The sequence below is a fragment of the Pseudomonas sp. IPO3747 genome (assembly GCF_013385245.1).
GTDB lineage: Bacteria > Pseudomonadota > Gammaproteobacteria > Pseudomonadales > Pseudomonadaceae > Aquipseudomonas > Aquipseudomonas edaphica.
This window is the reverse complement of sequence record NZ_JACAQL010000008.1, coordinates 267,361-285,673: the sequence shown is the minus strand read 5'-3', so window position 1 is coordinate 285,673 and position 18,313 is coordinate 267,361. Positions and strand designations below refer to the sequence as shown.

Here is an 18,313-nt window from a genome sequence, read left to right as displayed (position 1 = left end):
GCTCCCACATTTGGAGGTATTCACCACTCTAAATGTGGGAGCTGGCTTGCCTGCGATGAGGCCTTTACAGGCAATAAATAACTTCAGGCCTTGCCGGTAATCAACCGGTACTTGGCCATCAACTGCTCTTCCGTTTCCGGATGGGCTTCATCCAGCGGAATGCAATCCACCGGGCACACTTGCTGGCACTGAGGCTCGTCGTAGTGACCGACGCACTGGGTGCACAGGTTGGGGTCGATCACGTAGATCTCTTCGCCCTGGGAAATCGCAGCGTTCGGGCACTCGGGTTCGCAGACGTCGCAGTTGATGCAATCGTCGGTGATGATCAGGGACATGGAAACTCCTGCCAGGGCTGTCAGCCAGGGCATCTGAAAACTAATGCGTGCAATTGTGCCGCATTGGCGCCCGCAGTGCGAGCGTGTGGCAAGCCCGAATATCGGTCGCTGTCTCTGTGGCGAGGGAGCTTGCTCCCGTAGGGCCGCGCAGCGGCCCCGCTGTGCTGGAAACGATTGGGACTGCTGCGCAGTCCAGCGGGAGCAAGCTCCCTCGCCACAAAGAGCCTTACTTCTTGAAGCGCAGGGTCAGCGCATCGGCTACGGCCGGATGCACGAACTTGGTGATATCTCCGCCCAAAGCGGCAATTTCACGCACCAACGTCGAGGAAATGAACGAGTAACGTTCCGACGGCGTAAGAAACAGGCTTTCCACGTCCGGCGCCAGTTGGCGGTTCATGTTGGCCAGCTGGAATTCGTATTCGAAGTCCGACACCGCGCGCAGGCCACGCAGGAACACATTGGCGTTCTGCTCTTTGGCAAAGTGCGCCAGCAACGTCGAAAAGCCCACCACTTCCACGTTGGGCAGGTGCTTGGTGACCTCACGCGCCAGCTCTACGCGCTGTTCCAAGGGGAACAGTGGGTTTTTCTTGGGGCTGGCGGCGACCGCGATGATCACATGGTCGAACAAGCGAGACGCACGTTCGACCAGATCGCCATGGCCTTTGGTAATCGGGTCGAAGGTACCTGGGTACAACACTCGGTTCATCGCGTCGTCCTGGCGGAGTCCGTTGGGGAACCGGATGGTATCGCAGCATTCCCGGTGGGCCAAGTCGACTTATGTAGATAGATACCGTGAATACCCGGTTTTTTCATGCTGTTTTCAGACGTTCGGCCAATGCTGTCGCCAGTTGCGCCGTCAACCCGTACACCGATAATTGTGGGTTGGCGCCAATGCTGGTGGGGAACAGCGAGCCGTCGTGGATCGACAGGTTACGCAATTGATGATGACGGCCGAGGCTGTCGGCCACCGCGTTTTTCGGGTCCTCGCCCATGGCGCAACCGCCCATCACATGGGCGCTGCCCAGCGTGGTGCGGTGCAGTTCCAGGCTCAGGCCATCGATCAGGCTGCGTGCCTCGGCCAGGGTATTCACGTAGCGTGCATCGTGATGCAGCGGCTTGACCGACTTGGCGCCCGCCGCGAACTGAATCTCGGCCATGGTATGAAACGCACGGCGCAGGCCGTCCCAGGCGTAGTCCGAGACCTGATAGTCGAGCACCGGTGTGCCGTCGCCACGTAATTCCACCGTGCCGCCGGGGCTGTCGGGGTGAAAGCCGTCGCGCAGCAGGGCGAGCATGGCGTGGGTGTGGGGCAACTGACTCATGTCCAGCGCGTTCCCGGTGCCGTAGCCGCCGAACAGCGTGCTGGCCAGGCCTGGATGCAGCGGCGGCGCCTCCAATTTGTAAGACATTTTGCCGGTGGTGCCGTCCTGCCACTGGAAGTGGTCGGAATAGATCGACTGCGGAGCGCCATAGAACGGATTGATCACCTCGTCGAACTGCCCCGCGGAGAAATTCACCAGATGCAGGAAGGTACGCTTGCCCAGCCGCGAATGCGGGTCGGGCGCGTCCGAACGCATCAACAGTGCCGGGCTGTTGATGCCACCGCCCGCGAGCACGTAATGCTTGGCCTTGACCGTGATCTTGCGCCCGGTAGGCGCCACGCAACGCTCATCCATGGCCACGCATTCAAGGCTGCTGATGGTGTCGCCGCTGTATTTCAGGTGTTCGGCGCGGGCGAGGTAGAGCAGTTCGCCGCCCTTTTCCAGGGTGGAGGGAATGGTGGTCACCAACATCGATTGCTTGGCGTTGACCGGGCACCCCATGCCGCAGTAACCCAGGTTGAAGCAGCCGCGCACGTTGCGGGGGATCACGTGCCAGCTATAGCCGAGCTTTTCGCAGCCTTTGCGGATCACATCATTGTTGGCATTCGGTGGAATGGCCCAAGGGGCGATGCCCAGGCGCTGTTCCATTTTTTCGAACCACGGCGCCATTTCTGCGCTGCTGTGGCCCTTGACTGCATATTCACTGGCCCAGTGGGCGAGGGTGGCATCGGGTGTGCGAAAGCTCGAGGTCCAGTTGATCAGCGTGGTGCCACCGACGGCACGCCCCTGCAGGATAGTAATCGCGCCGTCCTTGCTCATGCGGCCGATGCCTTCCTGGTAGAGGCTGGCGTAGGCTTCGTCTTCGAGCAGCTTGAAGTCGCTGCTGGTCTTGAGCGGGCCTTCTTCGATCAGCAGCACTTTGTAGCCCGCAGCACTGAGGATCTCGGCAGTGGTGCCGCCACCCGCGCCACTGCCGATAATGGCCACATCGGCTTCCAGGGTCAGGTCATTGCTGAGGGCGGCGCCATTGTGGGTTTTCCAGCCACGGGCCAGGCCATCGCGGAACAGATCGGGTACGGGCATAGAAGTGCACTCTTATTTTTATACGAAGTTGCATTCAGTGTGGGAGCTGGCTTGCCTGCGATGGCGGTCTGCCTGCCTTTCATTTCTGGCTGATACACCGCTATCGCAGGCGAGCCAGCTCCCACATGTTTGATTGGGTTGCCAGGGCTAGATCTTCGGTGGGCCGGGGTAGCCGCAATGCGCCCAGGATTGTGGCCGGAAGTACCAGGCCATGATCACCAGCTTGAGCAGCGAGCCCTGGCCCATGCGCAGCAGGTTCAGGTAGCTGTTCTCCCAGCGGTGCAGGAAGTTGCGGATCTGATCGCTGCTGGCGTTTTCCCAACTGCCCCAAATGCCGGTCAACGGGCCACGGGTGATGCCCATGCTCAGCACGTCGAACAGTTGCTGGGTGAGCTTGAACATCTCCGGCGACAGGTTTTGCAGGCTGTAGTCGAGTTTTTTCAGGGTGTCTTCGATGCCGGCGACCACGTCCTGGGCGCTGGCCGCGCCTTCGAGTAACACCGGGATGATTGCGCGCAAAAACGGCAAGTCGCTGCTGCGCAGCATGGCAAAGCCACTGGCCGGGGTGCTGCTGGAGCAGCCGCTGAGGCTGGCCCCCAAGCCGGCGGTGGCCAGGAATGCGCTGGCGCACAGGCCGATTTTCAGAACGCCGCGCCGTGACAGCGCGGGTGTTTCAGTCAGGCTAGGGTTCATTGTTATTGTTATCCCGAGGGTGGCGGAATCAGCGGATAAACAGCTTCTGGATCAACTTCTGGATGGCTTTGCCGTAAGGCGGGTAGATCAGTTTCGCCGCGTTCAGGCGCTGTTTGACCAGCACCCCTTTGGCCTTGCTGAACGTGAGGAAGCCTTCATGGCCGTGGTAATGGCCCATGCCCGACGGGCCGATGCCGCCAAAGGGCATATCGTCCTGGGCCACATGCAGCAGCGTGTCGTTGAGGCAAACACCGCCGGAATGGGTTTCGTGGAGCACGCGGTTCTGTTCGCCTTTGTTGTAGCCGAAGTAATACAGGGCCAGTGGGCGAGGGCGCTGGTTGATGTAGGCAAACGCTTGGTCGAGGCCGCGATAAGGCACGATCGGCAGCACCGGGCCGAAGATTTCGTCCTGCATCACCGTCATCTCGTCGCTGACATTCAGCAACAGGCTATGGGCCATACGCCGTGCCTGGCCCTGGTCATACAGCGGTATCAGGGTGGCGCCCTTGTCGGTGGCGTCTTTGACGTAGGCATTGAGCCGGGCCTGTTGCCGCTCATTGATGATGGCGGTGTAGTCCGGGTTGTCGGCCAGGGTCGGATAAAACCCGCGAACGGCGTTGCTGTAGGCCTCGACGAAACCTTCAACGCGGTCTTCCGGCACCAACACGTAATCCGGTGCCACGCAGGTTTGCCCGGCATTCAGGCATTTACCGAAGGCAATGCGCTCGGCGGCGTCTTTGAGTGGCACGTCCGCGGAAACAATGGCTGGCGACTTGCCACCGAGCTCCAGGGTAACCGGTGTCAGGTGCTCGGCCGCTGCGCGCATCACGTGTTTGCCGATGCTGGTGGCGCCGGTGAACAGCAGGTGATCGAAGCGCAATTTGGAAAATGCCATGCCCACTTCGGCCTCGCCCAGCACCACGCACACCAGGTCTTCGGGGAAGATTTTGGCCAGCAGCGCCTTCAGCAGTTCGCCCGTGGCGGGCGTGGATTCGCTGAGTTTGAGCATCACCCGGTTTCCCGCCGCCAAAGCCCCGACCAGCGGCCCAATGGCCAGGTACAACGGGTAGTTCCAGGGGACAATCACCCCGACCACACCCAGCGGCTGGTAGATGACTTTGGCTGACGCTGGTTGGAAGGCAATGCCTACCGCACGCCGGGAAGGTTTCATCCAGCCTTTGAGGTGTTTGCTGGCGTAGTGAATGCCATGCAGGCTGGGCATCAACTCGGCGAACAGGGTTTCGTCTGCGCTGCGGTGGCTGAAGTCCTGGCTGATCGCGGTGATCAGCGCCTGGCGTTCGTCGCTGAGCACGTCGCGTAAAGCCTTTAGCCACTGCTGGCGCTGTGCAGCTGGCGGCATCGGGTTGGCCGCATAGGCGCGACGTTGGGCGTCGAACAGGTCCTGGAGTTGATCCAGCGCCTGGGAATCTTGCAGGTAGGCAACGTTGGCAGACATGGCGCAGTTCCCGATTGTTATAGGTCTGCCTGGATTTTTAGAGTCATTGCTCTAAATTGTCAAATGTCATTGCAGCAACATGCGGATTTATCCTGACAAGGATAGGCCGTAAGATGCCCCATCCCGTGTTCAGAAGCTGATCCCCTATGGCACCACGAGTAAAGACCAGCGAGCGCATTGTGCAAACCAGCCTGGAGCTTTTTAACCAGCAGGGTGAGCGCAGCGTCAGTACCAACCATATCGCCGCCCATATGGAAATTTCCCCGGGCAACCTGTACTACCACTTCCCCAACAAGCAGGCGATCATCGCCGTGCTGTTTCGTGAGTACGAAGCGCTGGTGGACAGTTTCCTGCGCCCGCCACAGGGCCGCGCGGTGACTGTCGAAGACAAGCGCTTTTACCTGCAGGCCGTGCTGGCCGGCATGTGGCGCTACCGCTTCCTGCACCGAGACCTCGAACACCTGCTGGAAAGCGACCCGGAACTGGCCACCGGCTACCGGCGGTTTTCCCAGCGCTGCCTGATCCAGGGCGGGGCCATTTACCAAGGGTTTGTCGACGCTGGCATCCTCAGTATGGACCCGGTGCAAACCGAGGCACTGACCCTTAATGCCTGGATCATCCTCACCTCGTGGGTGCGGTTCCTGTGCACCACCAATGAGAACTCCGCGCACTTGAGCGCCGAAGCGATCAAGCGCGGTGTGTATCAGGTGCTGGTGCTGGAGGCGGGGTTTGTCACGCCCCAGGCGAAAGAGGCGGTGGATGCCTTGTTCAAAGAGTTTTACGTGCCGTTGAACCAGGCACTGGAAGAAGTGAAGTAGGACCTTTCCCGAATCTGTTCACAGGAGCCCGTCATGTCGCTTGCCCAACTGATCAGCCCCCAGCAATTGGCCGAACGCCAAAAGGCCGCGGGGCTGGTGATCCTGGATTGTCGTTTTGCCCTCGAAGACCCGGACTACGGGCTGTGCAGCTATGCCGAAGGGCATATCGAAGGCGCGCAATATGCCGACTTGGAGCGTCATCTCAGTGGGCCGGTGACCAAAGGCGTGACCGGCCGCCACCCGTTACCGGCGGCGGACACTTTGGTTGCGCAACTGCGGGCCTGGGGCATCCATGCCAACACCGACATCGTCCTGTACGACGACGGCCCTGGCGCCTATGCCGCCCGCGCGTGGTGGTTGCTGGCCTGGCTGGGCAAGCGTGACGGGGTGTTTATCCTGGACGGTGGTCTCAAGGCCTGGCACGCCGCCGGTTTCCCGTTGAGCCTCGATGCACCGGTGGTGGAGCCGGGAGCGTTCGCCGGTAAGCCGGACAACCGCCTGCTGCTGGACGCCGAGCATTTGCAAAAGCGCTTGGGTGAGCCGGGCCTCACCTTGATCGACGCCCGTGCAGCGGCGCGTTTTCGCGGCGAGGTAGAGCCGATTGATCCGATTGCCGGGCACATTCCCGGTGCGCAATGTGCAGCGTTCACCGAAAACCTGGGCAGTGATGGCCGCTTTCTACCGGCCGATCAGCTCAAGCAGCGCTTCGCCGCACAGTTGCAGGGCCGGTCACCGGATGAACTGGTGGCGTACTGCGGTTCGGGCGTGACGGCGTGCCACAACTTGTTTGCCTTGAGTTTGGCCGGTTACCCGTTGGGCAAGTTGTATGCGGGGTCGTGGAGTGAGTGGATTACCGACCCCACACGGCAGATTGCAACCGGCGACTGATTGAATAGCCATGTAAACCACAATAAAACTGTGGGAACTGGTTTGTGTGGGAGCAGGCAAGCCAGCTCCCACACAAACCAGCTCCCACATTTTCTAACTGTGTTGTGTCAGTAACCACTGCGGAATACGGCGCTCCAGGTAGTAACTGGGGCGTTTCAACGTCCCATCCACAAACCCCACATGCCCACCCTTGGCCAACAACTCAAACTCGGTGCAATCCGACAGTTCACTGGCCTCGGGCAGGCTGTGAGCAAACACGAACGGGTCATCGGCGGCCTGGATAATCAGGGTTGGCGTGCGGATTTCGCCCAAGTAGTAACGGCTCGAGGCGCGACGATAATAGTCCTCGGCACTGAGGAACCCGTGCAACGGTGCGGTCACCCGGCCGTCGAAGTCCCAGAACGTGCGCATTTTCTCCAATGAGCCCAGGGCTTCCAGGGTTTTCAGCCCTTCGGCCCGGCCATCTTTCACAAAGCGGCTTTGCTTGACGCGGATATACGCCAACATCTCGCGCATGAAGTGCTTCTGGTACACCCGCGAAAAGCCCAGCCCGATACGGTCAGCGCACTGGTCCAGTCGAAACGGCACCGACACCGCCGCTGCGCCTTGCAGCCCGGACGTCTCGCCGGTTTCGCCCAGGTGCTTGAGCAGCACATTTGCGCCCAACGAATAACCCACCGCATACAGCGGCGCCAAGGGTCGTTTGGCATGCAGATGTGCAATCGCCGCCGCCAGGTCTTCACTGGCACCGGAGTGATAGCTGCGTGCCAACAGGTTTGGCTCGCCCGAGCACCCATGCCAATTCAAGGCGGCGCTGGCCCAGCCTTGAGCTGCGAGGGCTTTTTGCAGCCCGGCCACATAAGGCGAGTTGGACGAGCCGGTCAGCCCGTGCAGCACCAGCACCAATGGCGCTTGCGCGTCATGGGGCCCATGCCAGTCGAGGTCGAGAAAGTCGCCGTCGTCCAGCCACAGGCGTTCGCGTTGGCGTTCGATATGGGTGGTAGGGCGCCACAGCGGCCCCCACAGGGTTTGCAAGTGGGGGTTGCCGAGGCCGAAGGCGGGTTTGAACAGCTCAGAGGACGGGATCATGAAACTCTCGGTAGCAAGCGAGCTTACTGTGGCATGCGAGCTTGTTGTGGCGAGCAGGCTTGCCCTGCGTTGGGCTGCGAAGCGGCCCCAGTAAAGTCGCCGCATTCTATTTGTAGGATCGCGGTGCCTTTAAAAGGGGCTGCTTCGCAGCCCAACGCAGGGCAAGCCTGCTCGCCACAACCATCCTGGCCGCCACAAAAAGCCCGCTCACTACAACATTTACCTAAGGTTAAGCGGCGCTTTCAACCAACCGATGCCACAACGCGTAATACACGCGACCGGACTTCTGCTCCCGGTGCAGGCGCCAGCTGCCCGGCAGGCCGAGGGTAGACGGCGCGGTCTCGCTTTCAGTGTAGATCCACGCATCGGGTGCCAGCCACTGGCGCTCTTCCAGCAGCGCACACACCGTCGGCAACAGGTTCTGGTTGAACGGCGGGTCGAGGAACACCACGTCGTATTCGCTGGCCGCCTGGGTTTCCAGGTAGCGCAGCGCATCGGCTGTCTGCACCTGGCCGGTGGTGCAGCGCAGTGTGCCCAGGTGTTCCTTGAGGCTGGACACCGCCACATTGCTGGCATCCAGCGCCTGGCCCTGGGCGGCGCCACGGGACAGCGCTTCGAGGAACAGCGCGCCGCTGCCGGCGAACGGGTCCAGTACCTTGGCGCCGCCGATATACGGCGCGAGCCAGTTGAACAGGGTTTCACGCACGCGATCCGGCGTTGGGCGCAGGCCCACGACGTCAGGGAAACTCAGCTTGCGGCTGCCCCATTCACCGCCAATGATGCGCAGTTGGCCCACACCGTTATGCACGTTGTGGACAGGTTTTTTCGGGCGAGATGAACTGGCCATTAATGCTCCGGAACCCCGAGCGGCTGCTCGGCGGGTTTATCAGTGGGGGGCGGTAGTGGCTTTTGCGCAATCGTCGGGCCGGCGGTCACGATGACCATCTTGTCGGCGCTCAAGTGTTTATTCATTGCAGCCTTGACCTGCTCTACGGTCAGGGCCTGGGATTGTTTCATGAAATCCTCAAGATAGCTCAGCGGCAGGTTATAGAAACCCATGGCGCCCAGCTGCCCGACGATATCGGCGTTGCTTGCGGTAGACAGCGGGAAGCTACCGGCCAGCTCACGCTTGGCGTCGTCCAGTTCCTTTTGCGTCGGGCCGGTCTTGAGGTAGTCGGCCAGCACGTCTTCAACCAGGCGCAGGGTGCCGCCGCTCATTTCGGCGCGGGTCTGCAGGTTGATCATGAACGGACCACGTACCTGCATCGGCGAGAAACCGGAGTAAACGCCGTAGGTCAGGCCGCGCTTCTCACGCACTTCGCTCATCAAGCGGGTGCCGAAACCACCACCGCCGAGGATCTGGTTGCCCAGGGACAAGGCGGCGTAGTCCGGGTCGGCGCGGTCGATGCCCAGTTGCGCGAACAGTAAATGGGTTTGCTTGGACGGGAACTCGATATGGCTCAGGCCAGCTTTCGGCTCGGTCGGCTGGGCGATCTTGGCCAGGGCCGGGCCTTTGGGCAGCGATGCGGAGACCTTGGCCGTCATGGCCTCAGCGTCGGCGCGAGTCAGATCGCCCACCACGGCAATCACCGCATTGCCCGCTGCATATGCTTTGGCGTGGAACGCCTGCAACTGCGCCAGGGTAATCGCCGGAATGCTCTCAGGCGTGCCTTCGCTCGAGTGCGCGTAAGGGTGGTCGCCGTACAACCGCTTGAACAACTCAAGGCTGGCCAGCTTGCCTGGGTTCTGTTTCTGGTACTCAAAACCGGCCAGAATCTGGTTCTTGATGCGCGCCAGGGAGTCGGCCGGGAAAGTCGGCTTGCCGATCACTTGGTCAAACAGCGTCAGGGCCGCGTCGCGCTTGTCGCTGTCGCTCAGACTGCGCAGGGACACCAACGCCATGTCGCGATAAGCGCCGTTGCCGAAGTCGGCACCCAGGCCTTCAAAGCCGCTGGCGATCTGGCTGACATCCTTGCCCGGTATGCCTTCGTTGAGCATGGCGTTGGTCAGCAACGCAACGCCTGGGGTATTGCCGTCCTGGCTGCTGCCGGCGGCGAACAGGATGCGCATGTCGAACATTGGCAGTTCGTGGGCTTCGACGAACAGCACCTTGGCGCCCTCGGCGGTGGTCCAGGTTTGCACGTCGAGCTTGCGGTTGGTCGGCGCCTTGCCGTCCAGTTCTGCCAAAGATTGCAGTTTGTTGGCCGATTGCGCCTTGTCCAGCGCCTGGCTGGCCACCGATTCACTCGGGCGCAGGAAGTACACGGCGCTGGCGGCGATCAGGGTGACGACGACCAGGCCGGGGAAGATCAGGCGGCTGCTTTTGCGATTAATCATGAGCGGTCTCCTCGGGCAAAACATGGGCGACGCTCAAACGTTCGCGGGTGAAGTAGGTACGCGCGGCTTTCTGGATATCTTCCGGGGTCACGCTTTGCAGGTCGGCAAGCTCGGTGTCCATGAGTTTCCAGGACAGGCCAACGGTTTCCAGCGAGCCGATGGCCGTGGCCTGGCTGGTGATGGAATCACGTTGGTAAACCACGCCGGCAATTACTTGGGCGCGGATACGCTCCAGTTCTTCGGTGGTCGGCGGCTTGGCTTTCAACTCGTCCAGCAGGCGCCACAGGCCGGCTTCGGCCTGGGCAATGGTCTTTTTCTTCTGCTGATTCGGCGTGGCGCTCAATGTGAACAGGCTGTCACCACGGGTATAGGCGTCGTAGCTGGTGGACGCGCCGGAGACCAGTTCTTCACCGCGCTCCAGCTGTTCCGAGATACGCGCGCTGTAGCCGCCATCGAGCAGGGCCGAGAGCAGGCGCAGGGCTTGCACCGAGCGCTTGTCTTCGGCAGTCGCCAGGCCCGGCACGTTGAAACCGAGGATCACGCTCGGCAGTTGGGTCTGCACGTGCAGGGTCAGCAAGCGCTCGCCAGGTTCGGCCAGTTCCAGCGGGATCTTGGCGGGTGGCACATCACGCTTGGGGATTGGGCCGAAGTAACGTTCGGCGAGTTTCTTGACCTCGTCCGGCGTCACGTCGCCGACCACCACCAGCGTGGCGTTGTTCGGCACATACCAGGACTGGTACCAGTGGCGCAGTTCTTCAACCTTCATGCGCTCAAGGTCGGCCATCCAGCCGATGGTCGGCGTGTGATAGCCGCTGGCCGGGTAGGCCATCGCCTTGAAGCGCTCGTAGGCCTTGGACATCGGGTTGTCGTCGGTGCGCAGGCGGCGTTCTTCCTTGATCACCTCGATTTCGCGGCTGAACTCATCGGCCGGCAGGCGCAGGCTGGCCATGCGGTCGGCTTCCAGCTCGAAAGCGACGCCCAGGCGGTCACGCGCCAGTACCTGGTAATACGCGGTGTAGTCATCGCTGGTGAAGGCGTTTTCTTCAGCGCCCAGGTCACGCAGGATCAGCGAGGCTTCGCCGGGACCGACTTTGGCGCTGCCCTTGAACATCATGTGTTCCAGGGCATGGGACAAACCGGTCTGGCCCGGGGTTTCGTAGCTCGAACCGACCTTGTACCAGACCTGGGAAACCACCACCGGCGCGCGATGGTCTTCGCGCACGACCACTTTAAGGCCGTTATCGAGGGTGAATTCATGGGTGGGTTGTGGGTCGGCAGCCAAGGCTGAAAGAGGCAGACAAACTGTGCTGAGCAGCAGGCCTGCGGCGCGGCGGGCTAGAGCAATCATTCGTGTTTTAACCTGTTGGGCTACCCGCTTGGTCTTAGCGTCGGCGGGCGAGGAGGTGCTAGGATACTGATCCGGTTTGGACAGGGCCACTGTGGCAGTCATCTTGTCCCGGTTTCAGTCGTAGGAATGTAGGAATTGGCGCTGGGTTTCCCCGACGATCTTCTACTTTTCGCCGATTTTGTCGCTTCAGTCCTTTATTGAAACGATTTGTTGAGGCCTTTATTTACGCCTTACAAAATGTTGCGCATGAACAAGCGAGCGTTAAAGCAGTCTGTTCTGCATCGAATTTATTTACCGAGGCGCCCTGGCGCATCGCTACTTTGAGATAGCCGTCCTCCATGTTTGGTTCCAACGACGACAAGAAGAGTCCAGCTGCGGCTGGCGAGAAAAAAGGCCTGTTCGGATGGCTGCGCAAAAAGCCGCAGGAAACCGTCGTCGAACAGCCACAGGTTCAGCCTGAGCCGATTCCAGAGCCTGTATTAGAAGCCGAACCGGTCGCTGAAACCCCGGCGCCGGTGGTGTTGCCGATGGCTGAGCCCGTATTGCAGCCAGCGGCACAGGTTGAGCCAGAGCCAGAGCACAAGTCGTGGCTGGAACTGCCGGTGGCCGAAGAGCCTGTGGCGCTGGTTGAAGACGTGCAGGCTGAGCACGTGACGCCGCCGATTCCGGTCGTGGTTGAGCCGGTGGCGGTTGTGGTCGAAGCGCCGCCAGTGATCGAAACGCCTGCGCCGGTGGTTGTGGAGCCAGCGCCGGCACCTGTGGTGGTTGCCGCCCCCGCCATTATCGAGCCGCCGGTCGCCCCGGAGCCCGTTGTTGCTCCCGCTGAAACCAGCAAAACCGGCTTCTTCGCCCGCCTCAAGCAAGGCCTGAGCAAAACCAGCGCCAGTATCGGCGAAGGCATGGCCAGCCTGTTCCTGGGCAAGAAGGTTATTGATGACGAGCTGCTGGAAGACATCGAAACCCGTCTGTTGACCGCCGACGTGGGCGTCGAAGCCACTGCCGTGATCATCCAGAGCCTGACCCAGAAGGTTGCGCGCAAGCAGTTGACCGACGCCGATGCGCTCTACAAATCCCTTCAGGCCGAACTGGCTGCGATGCTCAAGCCGGTGGAAGCGCCGCTGGTGATCACGCCGAACAAGCCGTTCGTGATCCTGGTCGTCGGCGTCAACGGCGCCGGCAAAACCACCACCATCGGCAAGTTGGCCAAGAAGCTGCAGTCGGAAGGCAAGAAAGTCATGCTCGCCGCCGGTGACACCTTCCGCGCCGCTGCCGTGGAGCAGTTGCAGGTCTGGGGTGAGCGCAACAAGATCCCGGTCATCGCCCAGCACACCGGCGCCGATTCCGCCTCGGTGATTTTCGATGCCGTGCAGGCTGCCAAGGCCCGTAACATCGATGTGTTGATCGCTGATACCGCCGGTCGCCTGCACACCAAAGACAACCTGATGGAAGAACTGAAGAAAGTGCGCCGCGTAATCGGCAAGCTCGACGCCGACGCCCCGCACGAAGTGCTGCTGGTGCTCGACGCCGGCACTGGCCAGAACGCCATCAGCCAGGCCAAACAATTCAACCAGACGGTGCAACTGACCGGCCTGGCATTGACTAAGCTCGACGGCACGGCCAAGGGTGGTGTGATCTTCGCCCTGGCCAAACAGTTCGGGTTGCCGATTCGTTATATCGGTGTCGGTGAAGGTATCGACGACCTGCGCACCTTTGAAGCCGAACCCTTTGTACAGGCACTTTTCGCCGAGCGGGAGCGTTCATGATTCGATTCGAACAGGTCGGTAAACGCTACGCCAACGGGCATGTGGGCTTGCATGAGCTGAGCTTTCGAGTGCGGCGTGGCGAGTTTCTATTTGTAACCGGCCATTCGGGCGCCGGTAAAAGTACGCTGTTGCGGCTGTTGCTGGCGATGGAGCGCCCGACCACCGGCAAGCTGCTGCTGGCCGGCCAGGATCTGGCCACCATCAGCAATGCACAGATCCCGTTCCTGCGCCGCCAGATCGGCGTGGTGTTCCAGAACCACCAGTTGCTGTTCGATCGTACGGTGTTCAACAACATTGCTTTGCCGCTGCAGATTCTCGGCTTGTCCAAGGCTGAAATCGTCAAGCGTGTGGATTCGGCCCTGGAGCGCGTGGCACTGTCGGACAAGACCGACCTGTACCCGGGCGACCTGTCCACCGGCCAACAACAGCGCGTCGGCATCGCCCGCGCCATTGTCCACCGCCCGGCCTTGCTGCTGGCGGACGAACCTACCGGTAACCTCGACCCGCGTCTGGCGGCTGAGATCATGGGCGTGTTCGAAGACATCAACCGCCTGGGCACCAGCGTATTGATCGCCAGTCACGACCTGGCACTGATCGCCCGTATGCGCCACCGCATGCTGACCCTGCAACGCGGCCGCCTGATCGGCGACGGGGAGGCTGGCGTATGAGTGCGACTCGCAGCCCCAAGGTTTCCGAGCGTGTGGCGCCAAAAGCCGCCGACCCGCAACCGCCGAAGAAAAAACGCGACGAAGATGATGGCCCGGATTTCGCCACGCTGCTGCGCGCCTGGATCGAAAGCCATCGTGCCAGCTTGGTCGACAGCCTGCGCCGCCTGGGCAAGCAGCCGATCGGCAGCTTTTTCACCTGCCTGGTAATGGCCGTGGCACTGAGCCTGCCGATGGGTTTGTCGCTGCTGCTTAATAATGTAGAGCGCCTGGGCGGTTCCTGGCAGCGCGCGGCGCAGATTTCGCTGTACCTGGACCTCGACACCAGCGCCAAAGATGGCGAGAACCTGCGCGACGACATCAAGAACCTGCCGGGCGTGGCGGATGCCGAATACATCAGCCGCGATCAGGCCCTTGAAGAGTTCCAGCAGCAGTCCGGCCTGGGTGAGGCGCTTAAAGAGCTGCCGCAGAACCCGCTGCCGGGCGTGGTGCTGGTGACGCCGAACGAAGTCGACAAGCCAGCGCTTGAGGCCCTGCGACAAAAACTCGCAGAGATGCCCAAGGTACAACAGGCACAACTTGATCTAGTCTGGGTAGAGCGTCTGGCGGCCATTCTCAAGCTGGGCGACCGCTTTGTGTTCGGTCTCACGGTGTTGTTGGTGTCTGCATTACTTTTGGTGATAGGTAATACCATTCGTCTTCATATTGAAAACCGCCGCACCGAGATAGAAGTGATTAAACTGGTCGGCGGCACAGACAGCTATGTGCGTAGGCCTTTTCTGTACATGGGCGCGCTTTATGGCTTCGGTGCCGGGATTTTGTCCTGGGGCGTTTTGGCTTTTGGCTTGAACTGGCTCAACGACGCGGTAGTAGGGCTGGCCGGTTTGTACGGCAGCGATTTTGCCCTGGCCGGCGTGCCGGTCGCCGATGGCTTGAGTCTCTTGCTTGGTGCCGTCTTGTTGGGGTATATCGGTGCCTGGATTGCGGTCGCTCGTCATTTACGTGAGCTGGCACCGAAGTAGTTAATGTCAGATTAATGTGGTTTCGTTTGTATTGACCGTATTGGTGGTTTAGGGAACTTGTCCTACGGTTCCCGGTCAATTTTCGCAGTGCTGAACTGCACGAGTTATGTGAGTCGGAGGTTTTTTCGTATGACCACTTCTTTGCAACCTGCTTATGCTCTGGTCCCGGGTGCGAACCTGGAGGCCTATGTGCACACGGTCAACAGCATTCCATTGCTGACGCCCGAGCAGGAGCGTGAACTGGCCGAGAGTCTCTACTATGAGCAGGATTTGGGGGCGGCTCGGCAGATGGTGCTCGCCCACCTGCGTTTTGTCGTACATATCGCCCGTAGCTATAGCGGCTACGGGTTGGCCCAGGCTGACCTGATCCAGGAAGGCAACGTCGGCCTGATGAAGGCTGTAAAGCGCTTCAACCCTGAGATGGGCGTGCGCCTGGTATCGTTTGCCGTGCACTGGATCAAGGCGGAAATCCACGAGTTCATCCTGCGCAACTGGCGCATCGTGAAAGTCGCGACCACCAAGGCCCAGCGCAAGCTGTTCTTCAACCTGCGCAGCCAGAAAAAACGCCTGGCGTGGCTGAACAACGAGGAAGTCCACCGCGTGGCCGAAAGCCTCGGCGTGGAGCCGCGTGAAGTGCGCGAGATGGAAAGTCGCCTGACCGGCCATGATATGGCCTTCGACCCGGCCGCTGAAGCGGACGACGACAGCGCCTTCCAATCGCCGGCCAACTACCTGGAAGACCACCGGTACGACCCGGCGCGTCAACTGGAAGACGCCGACTGGAGCGACAACTCCAACCAGAACCTGCACGAAGCGCTGGAAGTGCTGGACGACCGTAGCCGTGACATCCTCTATCAGCGCTGGCTGGCTGAAGAAAAAGCCACGCTGCACGACCTGGCACAGAAGTACAACGTGTCGGCCGAGCGGATTCGTCAGCTTGAGAAAAGCGCGATGAACAAGCTGAAGTTGTCGATCGCCGCTTAAAACGCTGCGATAAGACAAAAAAATGCCCCGATTGAAAGATTGGGGCATTTTTGTTTGCAGTCGAAAATCTCAAGCTCAACTCGGTTTACTGTGGGAGCAGGCTTGCCTGCGATGAGGCAGTATCAGCTAACACATGGGTAGTTTGACCCACCGCTATCGCAGGCAAGCCAGCTCCCACATGGGTAGTGCAGTGTGTCAATCGGACCAGGGGGCTTTGCGGGAGTTATTCAACTCCACCAAGTAACCATCCCCGCCCAACTGGCTCATCTGCTGCCGAATCCATGCCGCTCGCCGTGCCACATAGGCTGTTGGATGGCTGGCACTCCACACTCGAGGGTTGGGCAAAACCGCCGCCAGATAGCTGGCCTGCTGACGGGAAAGCGCTTTGGCACTCACGCCAAAGTGATGCCGCGCGGCGGCCTCTGCGCCAAACACGCCTTCATCCCACTCCACGCTATTGAGGTACACCTCAAGAATCCGCTGCTTGGGCCACAACACTTCGATCAGTGCGGTAAACCAGGCTTCCAGGCCTTTGCGCAGATAACTGCGACCGGTCCACAAAAACAGGTTCTTTGACACTTGCTGGCTCAGAGTGCTGGCGCCGCGAATCGAACCGCCGCGCTCGTTGTGCAGCAGCGCCGCCTGGATCGCGCCGAAGTCAAAACCCCAATGCTGCGGGAAACGCTGGTCTTCACCCGCCATTACCGCCACTTTCAGTTCGTCGGATATCTCATCCCACGGCACCCAGGTGCGCTGCACATCGATCGGCTCGCCGTCGATCCAGGATTCGATCTTGCGCTCCACCATCAACGCGGTGAACGGCGGCGGCACCACACGAAACAGCAGCACCAGCAGCACACTGCCGATGGCAAACCATTTAACGACTTTGAGAAAGCGCTTGAAGAGGAGACGCAGCATAGAGATGGCTTGGCCGAACCCGTTGAGCGGGCCATTATACAGACCCTGCCCCTCGAGTCTGACTGGAGTTCCTCATGCTGCGTAGCTTTCTGATGCTGGCTGCCTTTTTCGGCTTTACCGGCGTCGCCCTGGGCGCCTTTGCCGCCCACGGCCTGAAAAACCGCCTGAGCGCCGAGTACCTGGCGATCTTCCATACGGGCGTCACCTATCAGTTGGTGCACGCCCTGGCGCTGTTCGGCGTGGCGTTGCTGGCCGCGCATATTCCTGGCCGATTGGTCAACTGGGCGGGCATCTCCTTTACCGTCGGCATCCTGCTGTTCTCGGGCAGTCTGTATGCGCTGACCCTGACCGGCATCAGCAAGCTCGGCATCATCACGCCGTTTGGTGGTCTGGCCTTCTTGCTCGGCTGGTTCTTCCTCGGTTTGACTGCGTGGCGTCTACAGGTAGCCTGACCAAGGGACTTGGGTCAGCCACGCTGATCGGGCTAGAATGCTGGCCCCTAAAAACGATGGCGGCCCGTGGCATGCGCATTCAGTTGAACGGCGAATCCTTTGAACTGCCCGACGGTGAAACCGTTGCGGCCCTGCTGACCCGTCTGGACCTGACCGGACGCCGAGTCGCAGTGGAGCTCAACCTGGATATCGTCCCGCGTAGCCAGCATGCCGAAACCGCGCTCACCGAAGGTGATCAGGTCGAAGTGGTCCACGCCATCGGCGGCGGCTAGCCGCCCGGCGCTCAAGGGCGTCAACCCGCATTCTGCAGAACCTCACCCCAATTCGAGGATTTCCCATGAGCATCGTTCGTAGCGACAAGCCCTTCGTCCTGGCCGGTCGTACCTACCAGTCCCGCCTGCTGGTTGGCACCGGCAAGTACCGCGACATGGAAGAAACCCGTCTGGCCATCGAAGCCTCGGGTGCCGAGATCGTGACGTTTGCCGTGCGCCGCACCAACCTCGGCCAGATCGAAGGCGAACCGAACCTGCTCGAAGTGTTGTCGCCGGATCGCTACACCTTCCTGCCGAACACTGCCGGTTGCTACGATGCCATCGAAGCCGTGCGCACCTGCCGCCTGGCCCGTGAGCTGCTTGACGGCCACAACCTGGTGAAACTGGAAGTGCTGGCCGATCAGAAAACCCTGTTCCCCAACGTGATCGAAACCCTCAAGGCCGCCGAAACCCTGGTCAAGGAAGGCTTCGACGTGATGGTCTACACCAGTGATGACCCGATCATCGCTCGCCAATTGGCCGAAATCGGCTGCATCGCCGTGATGCCGCTGGCCGGCCTGATCGGTTCTGGCCTGGGCATCTGCAACCCGTACAACCTGCAAATCATCCTCGAAGAAGCCAGGATTCCGGTGCTGGTGGACGCGGGCGTGGGCACTGCCTCCGACGCCACCATCGCCATGGAGCTGGGTTGCGACGCGGTGCTGATGAACTCGGCCATCGCCCATGCCCAGCAGCCGGTCATGATGGCCCAAGCCATGCAACACGCAATCGTCGCGGGCCGCTTGGCCTACCTCGCCGGTCGCATGCCGAAAAAACTGTACGCCAGCGCCTCCTCGCCGCTGGATGGTCTGATCAAGTAAGAGCCATT

The 18,313-nt window shown here is 60.8% G+C and carries 19 protein-coding genes; 9 read left to right on the top strand and 10 right to left on the bottom strand.

The annotated features are described in order from the left end of the window. Positions 1-83: 83 nt before the first annotated feature. The 5 genes from HX790_RS12940 to HX790_RS12920 all read right to left on the bottom strand — a co-directional run bounded on the left by HX790_RS12940 (position 84) and on the right by HX790_RS12920 (position 4,889). On the bottom strand, positions 84-335 hold the full coding sequence (locus HX790_RS12940) for a YfhL family 4Fe-4S dicluster ferredoxin (RefSeq protein ID WP_017139475.1): 252 nt from the start codon (positions 333-335) through the stop codon (positions 84-86). 226 nt (positions 336-561) lie between these two features. Further along, positions 562-1,041, bottom strand: coding sequence for a pantetheine-phosphate adenylyltransferase (gene coaD, locus HX790_RS12935; protein WP_003176711.1), 480 nt, complete (start codon positions 1,039-1,041; stop codon positions 562-564). Between the two features lie 103 nt (positions 1,042-1,144). Continuing rightward, a complete protein-coding gene (locus HX790_RS12930; RefSeq protein ID WP_017139474.1) occupies positions 1,145-2,740 on the bottom strand; it encodes a GMC family oxidoreductase in 1,596 nt (531 codons plus the stop codon). Positions 2,741-2,887: 147 nt separating this feature from the next. Continuing rightward, positions 2,888-3,433, bottom strand: coding sequence for a hypothetical protein (locus HX790_RS12925; RefSeq protein ID WP_017139473.1), 546 nt, complete (start codon positions 3,431-3,433; stop codon positions 2,888-2,890). A gap of 28 nt (positions 3,434-3,461) precedes the next feature. Further along, positions 3,462-4,889: a coniferyl aldehyde dehydrogenase gene (locus HX790_RS12920; RefSeq protein WP_099550326.1), complete on the bottom strand. Its 1,428-nt coding sequence runs from the start codon at positions 4,887-4,889 to the stop codon at positions 3,462-3,464. A 146-nt stretch (positions 4,890-5,035) separates the two neighbouring features. Between HX790_RS12920 and HX790_RS12915 the strand changes: the two genes are divergently transcribed. Then, positions 5,036-5,707, top strand: a complete 672-nt coding sequence (locus HX790_RS12915; RefSeq protein ID WP_017139471.1) for a TetR/AcrR family transcriptional regulator — start codon at positions 5,036-5,038, stop codon at positions 5,705-5,707. 33 nt (positions 5,708-5,740) lie between these two features. Further along, positions 5,741-6,595 carry a sulfurtransferase gene (locus HX790_RS12910; RefSeq protein ID WP_099550328.1) on the top strand — a complete coding sequence of 285 codons (855 nt, stop codon included), beginning with the start codon at positions 5,741-5,743 and terminating at the stop codon, positions 6,593-6,595. A gap of 93 nt (positions 6,596-6,688) precedes the next feature. Here HX790_RS12910 and HX790_RS12905 read toward each other — a convergent pair whose 3' ends face one another. The 4 genes from HX790_RS12905 to HX790_RS12890 all read right to left on the bottom strand — a co-directional run bounded on the left by HX790_RS12905 (position 6,689) and on the right by HX790_RS12890 (position 11,369). Then, the gene (locus HX790_RS12905; RefSeq protein ID WP_176991629.1) at positions 6,689-7,684 is read right to left on the bottom strand and encodes a hydrolase; all 996 of its coding nucleotides are present in this window, start codon (positions 7,682-7,684) and stop codon (positions 6,689-6,691) included. Positions 7,685-7,913: 229 nt separating this feature from the next. Beyond that, complete coding sequence (rsmD, locus tag HX790_RS12900; RefSeq protein ID WP_056857682.1) at positions 7,914-8,531, bottom strand: 16S rRNA (guanine(966)-N(2))-methyltransferase RsmD; 618 nt, start codon at positions 8,529-8,531, stop codon at positions 7,914-7,916. Further along, complete coding sequence (locus HX790_RS12895) at positions 8,531-10,021, bottom strand: pitrilysin family protein (RefSeq protein WP_176991628.1); 1,491 nt, start codon at positions 10,019-10,021, stop codon at positions 8,531-8,533. Before HX790_RS12895 ends, rsmD begins: the two co-directional genes overlap by 1 nt. Beyond that, complete coding sequence (locus HX790_RS12890) at positions 10,014-11,369, bottom strand: pitrilysin family protein (protein WP_176991627.1); 1,356 nt, start codon at positions 11,367-11,369, stop codon at positions 10,014-10,016. The genes HX790_RS12895 and HX790_RS12890 overlap by 8 nt, the downstream gene beginning before the upstream one ends. A gap of 338 nt (positions 11,370-11,707) precedes the next feature. Here HX790_RS12890 and ftsY point away from each other — a divergent pair, with 338 nt between their 5' ends. The 4 genes from ftsY (at position 11,708) to rpoH (ending at position 15,803) form a co-directional block, all read left to right on the top strand. Beyond that, positions 11,708-13,132, top strand: a complete 1,425-nt coding sequence (gene ftsY, locus HX790_RS12885; RefSeq protein ID WP_099550331.1) for a signal recognition particle-docking protein FtsY — start codon at positions 11,708-11,710, stop codon at positions 13,130-13,132. Then, complete coding sequence (gene ftsE, locus HX790_RS12880; RefSeq protein WP_003213784.1) at positions 13,129-13,800, top strand: cell division ATP-binding protein FtsE; 672 nt, start codon at positions 13,129-13,131, stop codon at positions 13,798-13,800. Before ftsY ends, ftsE begins: the two co-directional genes overlap by 4 nt. Next, positions 13,797-14,819, top strand: coding sequence for a permease-like cell division protein FtsX (gene ftsX / locus HX790_RS12875; RefSeq protein ID WP_017139466.1), 1,023 nt, complete (start codon positions 13,797-13,799; stop codon positions 14,817-14,819). Before ftsE ends, ftsX begins: the two co-directional genes overlap by 4 nt. A gap of 129 nt (positions 14,820-14,948) precedes the next feature. Then, on the top strand, positions 14,949-15,803 hold the full coding sequence (gene rpoH, locus HX790_RS12870) for an RNA polymerase sigma factor RpoH (RefSeq protein WP_017139465.1): 855 nt from the start codon (positions 14,949-14,951) through the stop codon (positions 15,801-15,803). A 195-nt stretch (positions 15,804-15,998) separates the two neighbouring features. On the opposite strand, the gene mtgA is transcribed toward rpoH, so the two are convergent. Beyond that, a complete protein-coding gene (gene mtgA, locus HX790_RS12865) occupies positions 15,999-16,721 on the bottom strand; it encodes a monofunctional biosynthetic peptidoglycan transglycosylase (protein ID WP_017139464.1) in 723 nt (240 codons plus the stop codon). A gap of 74 nt (positions 16,722-16,795) precedes the next feature. On the opposite strand from mtgA, the gene HX790_RS12860 reads away from it, so the two are divergent. The 3 genes from HX790_RS12860 (at position 16,796) to HX790_RS12850 (ending at position 18,305) form a co-directional block, all read left to right on the top strand. Then, positions 16,796-17,173: a DUF423 domain-containing protein gene (locus HX790_RS12860; RefSeq protein ID WP_017139463.1), complete on the top strand. Its 378-nt coding sequence runs from the start codon at positions 16,796-16,798 to the stop codon at positions 17,171-17,173. 71 nt (positions 17,174-17,244) lie between these two features. After that, positions 17,245-17,445 carry a sulfur carrier protein ThiS gene (thiS, locus tag HX790_RS12855; RefSeq protein WP_032865944.1) on the top strand — a complete coding sequence of 67 codons (201 nt, stop codon included), beginning with the start codon at positions 17,245-17,247 and terminating at the stop codon, positions 17,443-17,445. 65 nt (positions 17,446-17,510) lie between these two features. After that, positions 17,511-18,305 carry a thiazole synthase gene (locus HX790_RS12850; RefSeq protein WP_017139461.1) on the top strand — a complete coding sequence of 265 codons (795 nt, stop codon included), beginning with the start codon at positions 17,511-17,513 and terminating at the stop codon, positions 18,303-18,305. The last annotated feature ends 8 nt before the right edge of the window (positions 18,306-18,313 follow it).